The organism is Azohydromonas australica DSM 1124, from assembly GCF_000430725.1.
GTDB classification, from domain to species: Bacteria; Pseudomonadota; Gammaproteobacteria; order Burkholderiales; family Burkholderiaceae_C; genus Azohydromonas; species Azohydromonas australica.
The window spans coordinates 55,848-70,967 of the sequence record NZ_KE387216.1 but is presented as its reverse complement, the minus strand read 5'-3'; the positions used below and the strand labels follow the sequence as shown (position 1 = coordinate 70,967).

The window sequence follows — 15,120 nt, the reverse complement described above, 5'->3', positions numbered from 1 at the left end:
CGGGCGTCAGGCGGCGGCGCCTTCGAGCACGACCCGCGCCGGGGCGGTGGCGTCCAGCTGCACGTCCACGGGCAGGCGGCTGAATTCCTCTCGCGCGTGCTGCAGCCGCGCGATCAGCCCGGCCAGCACCTCGCATGTGTGTGCATGCGCGCCCAGCAGGCGCTGCGCCAGGTCGGGCGGCAACCACAGGCGGCCCTGCAGCCGCCGCGCCAGCGCCTGCTCCTGCTGCGCTGCCAGCGCGTGCTGTTCGAGCGCCTGCGCCAGTACCTCGTCCACCTGCGCCACGCGCGCCTCGACGTGCACGGGGCTGTAGCGGCGGCGCAGCTTCTCTTCCAGCGTGCCGGAGGCCATGCGCAGCAGCTGCTCGCCCTGCTCGCTGCCGCTGATGGAGCGCGCCAGCGCCAGCTTGCCGGCGGCGTTGGCGGCGTCGGGGTCGTCCGGCGCGGATTGCTCGATCTCCAGCTGCCGCTCGAAGGCCTCCACCGCGCGCGTGAGCCAGGGGGCGTCCTGCGGCACCGCGCCGATGAGCTCCTGCTCGAACCAGGCGGCCAGGCGCGGCACGTCCTGCGGGCCGGTGCTGGCGACGTAGGGCGCGGTCCAGAGGTCCAGCGCATCGACCTCGGCGCGGCCCTCGGTGGCCGCGGCCACGCGCAGCAGGCCGATCCATTGGCGCCAGCGCCGATCGGACAGGGGCAGCTCCTGCGCGCGCAGCCAGGCGCGCAGGGCGTGGCAGGCGGCCTCGGCCTCCGGTCCCAGCCGTACCTGCGCCGCCGCCCCGGCCACCGCCGCGCGCTCGGTCGCAGTCAGGGGCTGCGCCGCGGCGGCAGTCGCCGGCTGCAGCTGCAGCAGCGCGCTGAAGGCGGCGTCGGTGACCGGCTGCACCGGCACGCGCAGCAGGAAGCGGTCGAAGAAGGCCTGCAGCGCCTCGTCGTCGGGCACCTCGTTGCTGGCGCCCACCACGCTCACCAGCGGCGTGCGCTCGCGGCCGCTGCCGTTGTCGAACTCGCGCTCGTTGAGCAGCGTCAGCAGCGCGTTGAGGATGGCCGAGTTGGCCTTGAACACCTCGTCGAGGAAGGCAATGCCGGCGGTGGGCAGGAAGCCGTCGGTCAGGCGCTCGTAGCGGTCGTCCTCCAGCGCCTTGAGCGACAGCGGGCCGAAGAGCTCTTCCGGCGTCGAAAAGCGCGTGAGCAGCCGCTCGAAGTAGCGCGCGCCGTCGAAGGCCCGGTGCAGGCGCCGCGCCAGCTCGCTCTTGGCGGTTCCGGGCGGGCCGATCAGCAGCACGTGCTCGCCGGCCAGCGCCGCCAGCAGGGCCAGCCGCACGGCAGTCTGGCGCTCCAGCAGACCGGCTTCCAGGGATTCGAGCAGCGCGCCCAGGCGCGCGGAGTCAAGGCAAGTCATGCGCGATTGTCGCCACCGGGTCAGGGGCTGAAAAAGAAACGGGATCAAGAATTTGCGGCGCGCGTGACGCGTCAGCCGGCTTTACGCAGCTTTACCTGGCCTTTACATGGCACTGGTGCACCGCGCGCGACGCCGCGCCGTTTCCTGACTCAGCCCTGCCTCGTAACAGGCAGGCCCTCAGTCAAGGAGTTGCGTTCATGAGTTGCAAGACATTCCTGACCACGGTGCTGGCACTGGCAGGCGCGCTGGGCAGCGGCCTGGCACGGGCCCACGGCGGCGATGTGCAGCGTTCCGTGACCATCGGCGGCCCGGTCGGCGTGCCGGTGTACCGCCAGCCCGCGCCGGTGTACGTGCCGGCGCCGGCCGTCATCCCGGCCCCGGTCTACATGCAGCCGGCGCCACTGAGCCGTCCGCGCGGTTATCGCCATCCCACGCGCTGGGACACGGATGGCGATGGCATCCCCAACCGCCGCGATCATCTCTACAACCCGGCCTGGGACCGCGACGGCGACAGCGTGCCCAACCGCTACGACCGCTACAACAACCTGCGCCGCGACCGGGACGGCGACGGCATCCCGAACTGGTACGACCGGCGCAACGACCGCCGCTGAGCCGCGCGACGCGGTACTCCTGATTTGCAGCGCCGAAGGCTTGGCACCCCCGGGCCTCACGCCAGCGCGAGGCCAAACATTCCCCAGATTCCCACGCCCGCCTTCACGCGCGGCGTAGGCATCAAAGCTGTGCACGGTCCCTGCCATGTCCAACACGGTCGGGTTTCCGTACAGCGAGCCCTGGCGGAATGTGCAGGGCCGGTCCGGCCTTTAAACCGGCTCGTGACTATCCGGCCGCGACGGCGCGGAAGTCGGAAGTGCAACACCATTGCTTTTGCCGGCATACCTGGTTCCCGATCTCGCTTTCCATCCCGTCCGTGTCGACAGATACCGGCGCGCGCCCGGGACGGCCCACACGCATGCGCACCCTGCCGCGGCGCGGCCATGGACAACCCCTGATGAAAGCCGCAGCCAGCCCCAGGTTGTGAGCACCTCACGCCACAGAAGCCTGGATCGTGGTGCGTGGCAGCCCTCTGGGCCCAGAACTCGGCTAAGCCGCTGCCACACCATCGAGATGTAACCCCGCGACCGAGTTCCTCCTTAATGGCAAGCCGAAAGCAAGGACCCACGAACAGTCGCCGGTACATCGGAGGATTCCCTCCTTTCCTGGAGACCGATACATGCGTCAGCAGCCGACACATTAGGTAGGGCCTATGGAAAATGTGTATTGCGTATCCAATGACAAGCATTGTTATCACTGCTTGCCCTGAACTTTGATCATATCTATCATCTCGGTCCATAGCTTGTCACCGAGCTTGCGGAATGGCGCCTGAGCCGCCCAAAAGTTTCCGATCCAATTCCGCAACCGAGAGGAAGTAACCATGAGTGAGTCTAATGAAGGAATGTTTTCCTTCCCTTGGCTCACGGCTGTGGGAACGGGACGATGTCGAAGCCTGTCCAATTCCATGCGTGTTTCCCGATCGGGATTCACTTGCGGCCGTGAGTCAAGTTTGCGAGAAATAATTCACAAATCCGCTGCGCACCTTAGGCATCGGATAAGATATGTGAGCCGAATCTCCAAAATCGGTATCGGAAGTACATGGGCTTATTACGCACCGTAACGAGCCGACTGCTTCAAAAATCACCAGCTGAAGCCGATCAACAAGGCGTCCCGCGACAGCCTCTAGATACCTAAGCCCGGGACCTGTTGTAGCGAAGTTCGGCAAGCTGTGGCTAATTTCTCAGCCGAATATACCCGGGCAACAAGCACTACAAATTGCGCCAACGGCCGAATTGATTTCAGGTCGTTTGGGTATTTTTGTCTCTTTTTTTGTGGACACCATGCAATCCAACCTGAACAAGCCCCGTATTGCGTTGCTCTCGACGCTAACCGCCACTGTTTTCCTGGCTGCCGCCTGCGGTGGCGGCAACAGTGAAGAAGAGTCCGCTGCGGGCACCTATTCTTCGCTGGAAACCCAACAGGCAGTCACGCCCACGTCGACCGACGGCACGTGGATCAAGAGGGCTAGCGAAGGCGGTTCGTTCACGTTGAGCACATCTACCTATGTCCGCTACGGCAGCGGCACGCGCTGGGTTGGAAAGTGGGTGTCCGGCACCGTGCGATGCACCAACACCTTTTTCGGCACCGACCCCTACTATGGCGTGGTGAAGCAATGCGACACCTACACCGCTGCGACCTCCACGCCCACGCCCACTGCTGGCACCGCCAAGCTCACTTGGACGGCTCCAGCCGGCAGCGTCTCGGGCTACCGCGTATATTACGGCACCGCCTCGCGCACCTACAGCCAGGCCATGGGCAGCGGCACCTATTCGTCTACCAGCGCCATTACGCTCAGCGGCCTGCCCTCGGGACATACTTATTACTTTGCCGTCACGGCCGTCGATGCAGCGGGAATGGAAAGCGCTTATTCGAACGAGGATTCGAAAGTAATTCCTTGATCGTATCCGCCCGCAACAGTCCTAAAACATTCAGAAGCAAGTCATGAAAAACCGCATCCTTCTCTCCGTCGCCCTGACTGCCTGCCTGATTCCCGTCTTCGCAAACGCCGCCAATCAATATGTGCGTCCGGGCGCTACGGGCCGCAACGACGGTTCCGACTGGGCCAACGCCTACACTAAGCTGCCCGCCACGCTCAAGCGCGGCGACACCTATTACCTAGCCGGCGGCAGCTACGGTAACTATGTCTTCGACGATGCCAACAGCGGCACGGCCACGATTACGATCAAGAAGGCTACAGAAGCCGACCACGGCACCGGCACCGGCTGGTCCCCGACGTTCGGCAGCACGCAGGCTGTCTTCAACAACTGGCAGATCTACACCGACTACTACGTCTTTGAGGGGCAGACCCGCAACAGCAACTGGCAGACCGGCGCCACGAGCCAGTACGGCATCAAGGTGGCGGGCACGCGGCCCGTGCGCTTGGACAACGGCAGCGGCACTGGCGGCGATTACCTGACGTTCCGTCACATCGACTTCCAGGGTGGTGGCCGCGACACCGGCGCCGGCGACGATGTGATCTACGGCCTCTCAGGCAACAGCTACATCACATTCCAGAACTGCGCCCTGCACGACTCGGACCGCACCATCTTTTTGATGCGGGGCAACTGGCGCAACCTGACGGTCGACCACAACTACATCGCGCGCAACACCAGCACGCCGGCCATCCATGGCGAGATGTTGTCAATGACGGAGAGCACTGACGTTGTTTGGAGCAACAACGTCATGGAGGACATCGAGGGGACGGCGTTCATCGCCGGCCTGAATGGGGGCACGGTAGCGAACTGGAAGATTTTCGGTAACGTGGCGGTACATTCTGCGGCCTATGCCGCTGACACGGGTCGCAAGCCTGGACACAACTATGGAGTCTCCGGCTTTGTCTTTGTGGCTAACGACGCCACCAACAACAATACCGGAAATAACTTCCAGGTCTACAACAACACGTTCGTAAACTTGAAGGGCACGTGGAGCGGTGTCGTGATCCAGAAAGGAACAGGTCACGAAGTGCGCAACAACATTTGGTACGGCAGCGTGCGCACTAACAATTCGTTCAGCGGAACGATGAGCAACAACTGGTACTACAACACGCAAGCTGATGGCGACTCGAGCGCCACTAAGACGGTGTGCGCCTCCGGTTGCGACGTCTTCTCGTCCATCGTCAGCAAGGACTTCCGTCTGAAGACACCGCTGGGCGGCGGCATGAGCTTGGCAGCGCCGTACAACGTGGACATGTACGGCTCCACGCGCGGCAAGGACGGCACCTGGGACCGCGGCGCCTTCGAGTTCAGCGTCGGCGGGACGGTGGCGACCGTGCAGCCACCCACCAACCTCTCGGTGAACTGAACCCGCCCCGGCTATCTGCGTGACGGATAGTCGTAGGCTTGCCGGTAACCGCGCGCAATGATGCGCCGGGCCGTGCCGACGAAAGCCCGGATCTGGTCCCTGGCCGGAATGCGCAGCCAGTTGCGAAACAGCGAGAAGCCCTGGAAGCGTGGCGCCGCCACGCCCAGGGCTTTCATCGTCAGCAGCCGCCCCCAGATCGCGCCGCGCTTGTACTGCAGCTCGCGCTGCGAACGCTGCAGCAGGGCCGGGTCGATGCGTGAGAGTTTCACGTAGCCGGCCGCGATGGCGGCACGCACGATGTCGCGACCGCGCGCGGTGCGTACCACCACCAGCGACGAGCCCTCCTCGCCCTCACCAACGTCGCGGTACCAAGGGTCGCCACAAGCGATGTCGGCGAATTCGCTGGTGCCATCCGGACACAGGTAGCAGCGATAGGGTCGGTACTTCTGGAGGAAGCCCCACGCTTCGGCGTAGGTGGCCAAGTCCTTCCATTCGGTACTGTCCTTGAGCCGCACGGCAAAGGTGCCTGGCCAGCCCCGGCCGCGGTAGCGCAGTTCCTCGACCTGCTCAGGCTCGATGCCGTGCTGGCGCAACAGGTCGATGGTGCCTTGTGTGCTGGGCGTGCCGGCGCAAAAGATGCCAATTGCGGCACCGACCTTGTCGTCCAGCCGTGGGCGAAGTATTTGGGCCTTCCGCAACGCCTGAACATCGCAGGGCTTGCCGACGAACACGCAAGGGCCTTCGGCTTCCTCGATGGCCTGAAGCTGGTCGCAGGGCGAGGCCGGTGCGTACTTCGAACCTGTGGCTGCCAGGATAGCGGCGCGACTGCGGCTGAACGACGATTTGTTCTTGAAGCGGGCCTGGTCGTCGCTGCCCACGTGCAGCAGCCCGTGCATGCCGCCGCGCTCGATACAGTACAGCGCCAACGCGCTGGCCAGTCCGCCCGAGGAGCCCTCGCGGCGCAGGTCACCGTCTGAGGCATGGCCTTCCCACACTTCAAGCACCGGCCCCCAGCTCTGGGCCAACTCGTTGATCAGCCCCTCGCCGCCACGGCCTACGGGCTGGTGATCGATACCCACGCCTGGACAGACACTGACGCAGTCGTTGCAACTGCCGCAGGCGTCGTTGGAAAGCACCGGGCGTAGACCCTCGCCCTCGATGTCCAGCAGCGAGAGCTTCTTGTCCTGGCAGGCGTATACGCAGGCACCGCAACCGACGCACATGCGCCATTGGGCCACCTCGGTGGCGTTGTGGAAGTTCAGCGGTGCGCGGGCGATGGCGATCTGCTTCATGCGATGTCGTCCAGAAGGGCCAGTACACGGGCCTTGATGCGTGGCATGGAGGTGCCGAGCTCGGCGTGGATGTCGTTGCGCCGGGTAAATGCCTGGCGCACCGCGGCCAGTGCCTCGTCCAGCGACATGCGCCGCGGGTCCACCACCAGCTCCGGCACGCCTACGCTGTCAAACACGCCGGCAAACTTGTCGCTGTAAGCGACGCCCACGGCGGGCACCGCCTGGGAGAGCGCTGCAATGCAGGCGTGCATGCGCGCCCCGACGAAGAAATCACAGCACCCGATGGCGTACTTGACCTCGTTCTGGTCGAAGTCGCCCTGCATCACGTGCAGACGCTGGCCATGGCGCTGACGCAACCGCTCATACAGCGCCTGGGCTGCGGTTACGTCGCTCTCTTGGTGCGCGCCGAAGACATGCGGGATGAGCACGACGTCCGCCTCCTCGACCTCGGTGAAGTAAGCCACCAGGCACTCCACGAGCTCGTTGTAGTCGAGCTTGAGCTCGAACATGTTGCGCCGGGTGTAGCCACCGATGTAGAGCAAGCCGCTGACGTTCAGGCCTACGACCGGCCGCTGGCGCGGCAGCTGGCGCAACACGTCCACCTCCAGCGCGCACGGGGCGTGGGGCTCAAGTACAAAACCTATGTCGTAGCAGAAGCGCGCCTTGGACGCCGCGGCTGGGTCGACGAGCTTGCCGATCTCATCTATGCCCACGGCATCGCGCGAGTACACCAGCTCGGCACGGCGCATCAGAAAAGCGGCGACGCGGCGGGCCAGGCCGGTACGAAAGGGCCCGATGGTCTGGGGCAGCATGATCAGCTTTACCCCGAGGCTTACAGCCAGCAGCTGTGGCAGCGCCACGTAGAAAAAGCGCCCCAGCCCATAGATGTCGCTGAAGCTGTCGCCGCCCGAGACCGCTACGGCCGCGTCCGCGTCGGTGACGGCACGCAGCCAAGGGTTGCGCTGCACGAGCCAGCGCCGGCCCTGGGCGCTCAGGCAGCGCATCAGCACCGACAGCGCAAGCAGGAGAGCCACGTTGTTCAGCAGGAATAGCTTCCACGAGAAGCGCAGGTTCACCAGCGGCACAGAGAGCGTCTTGCCGTCGATGCGCGTCTGCGACAACGCCGCCTCGCGCCCGTAGTCCAGCAGCGAGACGGACGCTTGGGGAAAGCGCCTGCGGATCACGGTCAGCGCCCCGGCCGTCAGCGCGCCCACGCCCATGTTTCCTGTGCCGAAGCTGGCACCGAGCAAAAGAATCTTGTTCATCGCGAGGGCACGCTCCGCAAACCGACCGACCATAACAGCACGTCCACATGCTTGAGCAGGAAGGCCGCGAAGCGCTCGCGGCTGGATACGTGCCCAAGCAACCACAGCGGCGACAGCAGCCCCGCCAAAACCACCCGTGCGCCCGCTCCCAACGTCACCGCAACCCGGTAGCCGACAGCGGCGGCACGCCCGAAATGCTTGCGCAGGAAGTAGTAGTTAGCCGCGCGCTGGAACAGCGGCGCGAAGCTGCGTCCCTTCTTCCTGCTAGCCGCGCCCTCGTGGTGATAGATGGCTTCCGTGGCCAGGTAGTACAGCGACAAGCCTTGGCGGCTGATGCGGCAGCACAAGTCAAGGTCTTCGCCGTAAATGAACAGCTGCTCGTCGAAGCCGCCCAGCCGCCGCGACAGGTCGCGGGACATCAGCATGCAGGCGCCGGACAGGCATTCCACCTCCTGGCTGTCCAGGTGGTCCCAGTGGTTGAGCTCCCGCGAGCTGCAAAGCCGGCTGCGCGGGAACAGCCGGTCCAGGAACAGCAGCGACGTCAGCTCGTTGCGTGTGGAGGGAAAACTGCTGGCACACGTCAGCTGGATGGAGCCGTCGGAATTGAGCAGCTTGCAGCCCACTGCGCCAACGTGCGAGTGGGCCAGTAAGAACCGCCACATGCCGTGGATGGCGTTACTCACCAGCTCGGTGTCGGGGTTCAGATACAGGACGAAGGAACCTCGCGCCTCGGCCGCCGCGCGGTTGCAACCCTTGGCGAATCCCAGGTTCGCTGCGGACGCCACGACAATCACTTCCGGGAATTCGGTTTCCATCATGGCCACGCTGCCGTCGGACGATGCGTTGTCCACGACGATGACCTCGAACTCCAGCCCACGGGTGTGATCCCGAAGCGACCGCAGGCAGCGGCGCAGCATCTCACGGGTATTCCAGTTGACGATGCATACCGAGACGTCCATCACGCCCCTCCCATGAAGCGACGATGCCACATCTCGAAGGAGATCAGCAGATAGATGTGCCGCATGTAATTCCGGCTGCCCTCCTCGTGCTGGCGCACGAGCTGGCGGATGTAGTCAACGTTGAAATACTGGCGAATTGCCGAGTCGGCGCTGAATAGGAGTTCCTGCACCCTGCTTTTCATGCGCTCACGCAGCCAAATATCAATGGGGTTGTCGAAACCCTTCTTCTTGCGGTGTACCACCTGCCGCGGCAGCCAGCGCTGCAGCGCCTTCTTGTGCAGGTACTTGCCTGTCGTGAAGCGCAGTTTGTAGCGGGTCGGCAGGCTTTCCACAAATTCAACCAGCCGCACGTCGAGATACGGCACGCGCGATTCGATAGAATGGGCCATCGACATTTTGTCGTTAACCATGAGCAGATCGTCCGGCAAATTGGCCCGCGTATCCATGTACAGCATTTGACTAACGGGATCGAGTTGCCGGACATCATGCTGTAGATGCGCCAGCGCTTGCCGTGTTTCGTAACTCTGGTAGGACATGCCGCCTTTCACTTGCGAATGGAATAGTTGCTCCCGCATGTCCGGCGTGAAAAAGGAATATATTTTCGCGAAACGGGTCAGCGTATCGCCCTCATCGAGTGCCAGCACGCCGCGCTTGAGGCGTTCGTTTCTAGGCAATGCCATCACGGCGCTGCGGATCACGTTCCGGCCGAACGGACCAGGCAACTGCCGGTAGTACTCCGACAGCTTGACACCCAAATGGCGGTGGTAACCCGCCCAAGGCTCATCCGCGCCCTGGCCCGTGAGCACCACCTTGACCCGCCGGCTGGCGATCATGCTGACAAAGTTGAAGGCGGCAGCCGTCTCGTTGCCGACCGGCTCCTCCAACTCCCAGATGTAGCGCGTGAAATACTCTTCGTAGTCCCGGGGGCTCACGATCATTTCGGAATGATCAGCACCGAAACGGCGTGCCAGGGCCCGGGCATCCTCATTTTCGTTGCTGCGCTCGCCGCCTTCGAATCCGATGGTGAAGGTGTTGATGGGCCCACTGAGATGGCTGCGCATGATTGCCAGCAAGGCCGCCGAGTCCACGCCCGAACTCAGGAACAGCCCCACCGGTACGTCGCTGCGCAACTGCAGCTTAACGGCGTCCTCAACCAGAGCGCCATATTCCTCGGCCAGCGCCTCCTCATTGACGGACTCGCGGTGCGAAGGAATCCAGTTCCAATACCGCTCGATCCGCAGGCCAGCAGCGTCCGCCGTCATGCGGTGTCCAGGCGGCAGTTTCCGGATTCGATCGAACAGCGTGGCCGGCGAAGGCACGTAGCGGAAGGTGAACAACTGACCCAGCGCCGCCGTGTCCACGCCGCGAGGACATGCCGGATGCGCCAGCAGTGCCTTGATCTCCGACCCGAACAGCAGCTGCCCGTCCACCTCGATGTAATACAGCGGCTTAATGCCCAAATGGTCCCGAGCAATGAGCAGCCGCTGCTGCCTTTCGTCCCAGATCGCGAACGCGAAAATACCGTTGAAGCGATTCACGCAGGCATCGCCCCACTGCTCGTAGGCGTGGACGATAACTTCGGTGTCGGAGCGTGTCTTGAAACTGTGGCCTGACTTGAGCAGTTCCTCACGCAATTCGATAAAATTGTAGATCTCGCCGTTGAAAACGATATGCACCTTCTCGTCCTCGTTGGCCAGCGGCTGAGCACCGCCGTCAAGGTCGATGATGCTCAGCCGCCGATGGCCCAGACCCACCGGCCCGCGCAGAAGATGACCCGAGCCATCCGGCCCGCGATGTGCCAGCGCGTGGGTCATGCATTGCAATACGCCCGCATCGACCGGCCGCCCTTTGAAGTCGTAAATGCCGCTGATCCCACACATGGCGTATTCTTCCCCGTTTTTCAGGTATTCAAAGAGGTGATCAACTTTATCACCGGCGCCGCAAGACGGCGATTCAACATACTTCGATAATACTGTGCCTCTTCGCGATTGACCAAGCGATCTTTATTGGAAAGCACCGAGACCGCATAGCCCCAGAGCATTGCCATGCCCCCCAGAATCCGGGGCTGCCCTGCCATCATGCGATGCGCGACCTTGAGCAAGAGGAAAAGCAAGCCGCCACCAGTTTGGTAATATATTTCGCCATGAAACCGGTGCGTGGACAAACGGCCCATGGCCTGACCCTCAGGCTTCAGGTGATAGAATTGAATGTCTTCAAAATGACCAGTACGCCAACCGTGCAGGCCAGCGCGGATCTCGTCCACAGTATCCCACCCTTTGCGGGCAATAAAACCATCAATGTCTTGAAAACATTGGCGGCGCACCACCTTAGAGGCACCCGCCGCGTGGTATCCGGGCATCGGCACGGGGAGCCATTGCCCGTCCTTTTCCTCACAATACACGCCCGACACGATGCCCCAATCCGGAGCGGCCGCCATCCGCTCCAGCACGCGCTCGAAATATGTTTCGGGCAGGCGCACATCACCGTCAAGCTTCACCACCACGTCGTACTGCAACGCTGGATCAATGTGTTCCAACCCGCGCTGGAAGGCCAACACCTCGGCGCTTCCGAGTTTGCGCTTTTTCGCGCCGGTCGACACGACGGTAAGCCATGGCACGTCATCGGCATGTTCGCGGAGAATACGTGGAGTGTCGTCGCAGGAGCCGTCATCCACGATTACCCAACGCAAGGGTAGATGGGTCTGCCGCTTCACCGACATCAGCGTTTCCCGAATGAAGGCCGCCTCGTCTTTCACCGGGGTCACAAGGACATAGCGCAGACTCATGCCGGTCTCCAGTTGCGCAACAGCGTGCGGGACTTCTTGCGCATAAGCTGTCCGGCATGCAGCCAGTCATAATGGCCGGCGAGCTTGGCCCGCAACAGCGCCGCATCGTCGCAGTCGTTCATGGGCAAGCGGGGTAGAAAGAGAACGTCGTCGCCCGCCCGGGGGCGGCCGATGACGGTAGTCACTCCGCCGCTGTAGCCGCTATCGATCAATACCTCCCGAAGCCGGCATGTGAACGCAGCGTTTTCTTCCGGAAAGCGGTAGGGATATGAAAATAGGGATACCTCGCGCCCAACAATGTCTTCGATGGTTTTCTTGGAAGCCACCACTTCCTGCGTAACCTCAGCCCAGTCCAGATCCACCAGCCGTCGATGCGTCACCGAATGCGAGCCGAACTCGATGCCCCGCTGGCTTAATAACTGGATGTCCCGCTTGCCTAGGCAGGGACGCCCGTTGAGGAAAGGCTTACCGATGCAGCCTGAGGTGATGAAAACGGTGGCCGTGAAATCTGCCGATTCCAGCACCGGAAAAGCCATCGTGAGAAAATCAAGCAGACCATCATCGAAGGTCAGTACCACCTTGCACGCCCATGCTGAGGAAGCATCGGTATCAGCTTGGCGCAGCAAACGGGCCGCCTCTGACATCGTGACTGCCTCATAACCTTCGCGCTTGAGAAATTCCACTTGGCGCGCAAAACTCCTTGGCGACGTCACGGTACGGAAATACGGGTGCACGTCGGAATCAAGATCCGGCGCGACACTGTGATACATCAAGACGGGAATGATGGGGCATCGAGCCGGAGGCAGCAGGCGCGACATCGGCGCGACCAGTGACAGCGTCAACAGCCTATCTATCCGTAGGGAGTGCAGATCAAGCATGCCCATGGACCAGCCCCTGCACGATGCCAAGATAAGCGTGCTGACGCACTCCCCAATTATTCAGTTTCACATGCTCAAGTGCCGAGGCAGTGAGTTCCTGGCTCTGTTCTCGCCCTTGATAAGCCGCTAACATCTTCTGTGCAAGGTCTTGCTCGTCGTTCGGCTCGAAAAAGCGCAGCAGAGACTCGTTGAAATAGTAATCGTCAATCCTGGTGCGCGCCACGACTACGGGAACGCCTACCGCCATGAACTCCAAGATCTTGGTGCTGAAGGCCTCCCCTCCAAACTCGTCATTTCGCTTTGGCACCACGCCGAGGTCGGCATTGGCCATTACCGTAGCAATTTCGCGGAGTGGCAACGGGTCATGTAGAAAGACCTTGTCCTGTAACGCCAGCTCCCTCACCAATGTGGTCAGCATAGGCTTGGCGCTGCCCTCACCGTGGATATGCAACTCCATACCAGGCGCCTGCTGGTGAGCCAGCAAAAATGCCTTGACTGCAATATCCAGGCCCTGGTGCCAGTTCAGCGTTCCAGGGTAGGAAATGATGAATTTGCCGTCCGGTGCGCGGTTGCGCAGCCCGGCGTGGAACACGGCAGTATCCGGATAGTTAATGAACGCCGAACATTTCTCCCTGTGCGAGGAGCGGTTCACAATTTTCTCCAGCCAGATGTCGTTGGCAGCGATCACGTGATCCGCAAACCCGGTCGACCAACGCTCCAAGCAGGTGAGAGCCCTGAACGCAACAGAATTTCTAGTCACACCAAACTTGGCCGCATAAAACTCCGGCACGATGTCGTGAATATCAAGGACGATCTTTGCGCCGCCCAACTTCGGAACCAGCGCCGCGAACACCTCGAAATCCGGCACCGAATGCACGTGAACCAAGTCGTAAGGGTGGCGCAGATGTTCGCGCGTCAGCACCGCCATGGAACGGAAAAAGAACTGGATAAGACGCCATAGATAACTAAGCTTTCCCCGCTCATTCTTTTCTCGCTTCTGGATGCGAAGCACGCGCACGCCATCGATGGTTTCCTGGCAGGGTTTTCCTTCCCGCTGCAGCACGATAGCGTCCACCTGCGCACCCGTCCTGGCCAGGGCTTCAGCGTAGCGCATGACGCGACCGTCATTCTCATAGAAAGTATAGGCCAACATGCAGACCCGAAGCGGACGGACCGGATTCGACACTGAAGTATAACGATATGTATTCATTCGAATCCCAAACGGTGGGCCAAACCTACACAGTCAAGCTGTCGATCGAAATTCCTCCTCGGAATATTCCTATAGCGGTACTCGTTCATCTTTTGGCGCAGACGCTTCCATGCATAAAACAATCTAGGCCTCATGATGACCATCACATTATTGGGAATGGGAAGCCTTCGCGACCATTTTCTCACCAAATACTTATACGCCGCAAAGTAGTCCTCACCGAGATACAAGATCGGGCGCGAATTATGGACAAGAGGCGCATGGACAACATAAGCCTTCTTACCCAATGAAATGGCCGCTTGAACAATATCTGTGCCGTACAAATGGAAACCCGGCAAAGACGAATCGAATAGCAATCCCGATGCTCGCCGGATGACAATCAGCACCTCGTCCACGCTAACAACAGGCACGGGCTCATTGAACGACTCGCCGACCATGGATTGCAGTCCCGAACTCCAGACATGACCTATGTGCTTTCCTTGATCCGTCACTCCGTAAACACCGAGAACTGCCCAGTCTTGGTCGTAGCGCTCTATAAGGGCAATACTTTTGAACAGGCGCTCCTCCCACCCAGCGGGCAGGTAGACGTCCTGATGAGCGAACACAACGACATCGGCTTGGCAGCGCAGCAATGCATCGTTGTATGCCAAAGAAGCGCATACAAAACCCGATTGCACATGCAGGGGTACACCACGCTCCTTCAGCAACGGTGAACGCATGAGGTTGCACTTAAGTATGGAGTCGTCATTTACCGCAGCAACCACCTCCAATGAAAGGCCACTCTCATCCATACATCCAAGCACCGTGCACTTCATGACGTAGCCTGCCTCCTTATTCATACACGCCGACTCTCATAGGCGCAAGTACCAGGAATATCCGGTCTCCAATCGTTAATTCTTCTTGGACAAGGCATACAGACTTGCAGAGTGAGACAGTGGAAGCATGCTTCGATGCTGAATGAACCACCACTAATACACTGCCTCCTGGCGCCAGACTGTCACAGCATCTGAGAAGAAACGATTCGGCTTCAGACGAATTCAAGTAATACAAGCACTCCTCGATCACAAACAGTGCAACGCCCTTGTCCCCTTTCCACTGCGCCATGTCACACTGTTTGAAACTGCAATTACTCAAGCCTGCCGCTTGCGCCCGATCTGTCGCTGTGCGAGTAGCAACCTCAGAGATATCATACCCAATGTACTTAGAATATGCCTGTGGAGGCAATGCCAAAGGAAGCGTACCATCACCGCATCCAAACTCGACCATGAAGCCCCCATTGCACAACTTCACCGCTAGTTCGACTGTGCGCGGACTGCGCGGACCGTCGCACCAAACGCCAGCTTGATATTGCTTATCCCAAGACGCTTGCTTGAAGCCGGCAGCCCTGAGAAGGCGCCAATACACCCTTTTGATTATAGGCATCT

General features: G+C 61.3%; 13 protein-coding genes. 3 read left to right on the top strand and 10 right to left on the bottom strand.

The window, feature by feature from the left end:
• Positions 1-6: 6 nt before the first annotated feature.
• Positions 7-1,398 carry an AAA family ATPase gene (locus H537_RS0137215; protein WP_029001912.1) on the bottom strand — a complete coding sequence of 464 codons (1,392 nt, stop codon included), beginning with the start codon at positions 1,396-1,398 and terminating at the stop codon, positions 7-9.
• 197 nt (positions 1,399-1,595) lie between these two features.
• Between H537_RS0137215 and H537_RS50120 the strand changes: the two genes are divergently transcribed.
• From H537_RS50120 to H537_RS0137200, 3 genes are all read left to right on the top strand, one after another.
• On the top strand, positions 1,596-2,009 hold the full coding sequence (locus tag H537_RS50120) for a hypothetical protein (RefSeq protein ID WP_051244540.1): 414 nt from the start codon (positions 1,596-1,598) through the stop codon (positions 2,007-2,009).
• 1,281 nt (positions 2,010-3,290) lie between these two features.
• Positions 3,291-3,908, top strand: a complete 618-nt coding sequence (locus tag H537_RS47915; RefSeq protein WP_156902190.1) for a fibronectin type III domain-containing protein — start codon at positions 3,291-3,293, stop codon at positions 3,906-3,908.
• Between the two features lie 43 nt (positions 3,909-3,951).
• Positions 3,952-5,310, top strand: coding sequence for a hypothetical protein (locus H537_RS0137200; RefSeq protein ID WP_029001910.1), 1,359 nt, complete (start codon positions 3,952-3,954; stop codon positions 5,308-5,310).
• 11 nt (positions 5,311-5,321) lie between these two features.
• On the opposite strand, the gene H537_RS0137195 is transcribed toward H537_RS0137200, so the two are convergent.
• From H537_RS0137195 to H537_RS56960, 9 genes are all read right to left on the bottom strand, one after another.
• Positions 5,322-6,602, bottom strand: a complete 1,281-nt coding sequence (locus H537_RS0137195; protein ID WP_051244539.1) for a Coenzyme F420 hydrogenase/dehydrogenase, beta subunit C-terminal domain — start codon at positions 6,600-6,602, stop codon at positions 5,322-5,324.
• Positions 6,599-7,867, bottom strand: coding sequence for a polysaccharide pyruvyl transferase family protein (locus tag H537_RS0137190; protein ID WP_169517177.1), 1,269 nt, complete (start codon positions 7,865-7,867; stop codon positions 6,599-6,601). The genes H537_RS0137195 and H537_RS0137190 overlap by 4 nt, the downstream gene beginning before the upstream one ends.
• Positions 7,864-8,826: a glycosyltransferase family 2 protein gene (locus H537_RS0137185; protein ID WP_084151250.1), complete on the bottom strand. Its 963-nt coding sequence runs from the start codon at positions 8,824-8,826 to the stop codon at positions 7,864-7,866. Before H537_RS0137185 ends, H537_RS0137190 begins: the two co-directional genes overlap by 4 nt.
• The gene (gene asnB, locus H537_RS0137180; protein WP_029001906.1) at positions 8,826-10,706 is read right to left on the bottom strand and encodes an asparagine synthase (glutamine-hydrolyzing); all 1,881 of its coding nucleotides are present in this window, start codon (positions 10,704-10,706) and stop codon (positions 8,826-8,828) included. The genes H537_RS0137185 and asnB overlap by 1 nt, the downstream gene beginning before the upstream one ends.
• Positions 10,707-10,726: 20 nt before the next feature.
• Positions 10,727-11,611: a glycosyltransferase family 2 protein gene (locus tag H537_RS0137175; RefSeq protein WP_029001905.1), complete on the bottom strand. Its 885-nt coding sequence runs from the start codon at positions 11,609-11,611 to the stop codon at positions 10,727-10,729.
• On the bottom strand, positions 11,608-12,495 hold the full coding sequence (locus tag H537_RS0137170; protein WP_029001904.1) for a polysaccharide deacetylase family protein: 888 nt from the start codon (positions 12,493-12,495) through the stop codon (positions 11,608-11,610). The genes H537_RS0137175 and H537_RS0137170 overlap by 4 nt, the downstream gene beginning before the upstream one ends.
• Entirely contained in the window at positions 12,482-13,603 is a 1,122-nt protein-coding gene (locus tag H537_RS0137165; RefSeq protein ID WP_029001903.1) for a glycosyltransferase family 4 protein, read from the bottom strand. The genes H537_RS0137170 and H537_RS0137165 overlap by 14 nt, the downstream gene beginning before the upstream one ends.
• A 92-nt stretch (positions 13,604-13,695) precedes the next feature.
• On the bottom strand, positions 13,696-14,535 hold the full coding sequence (locus H537_RS54010) for a hypothetical protein (protein ID WP_156902189.1): 840 nt from the start codon (positions 14,533-14,535) through the stop codon (positions 13,696-13,698).
• Complete coding sequence (locus tag H537_RS56960) at positions 14,528-14,962, bottom strand: class I SAM-dependent methyltransferase (RefSeq protein WP_169517176.1); 435 nt, start codon at positions 14,960-14,962, stop codon at positions 14,528-14,530. The genes H537_RS54010 and H537_RS56960 overlap by 8 nt, the downstream gene beginning before the upstream one ends.
• Positions 14,963-15,120 lie beyond the last annotated feature (158 nt).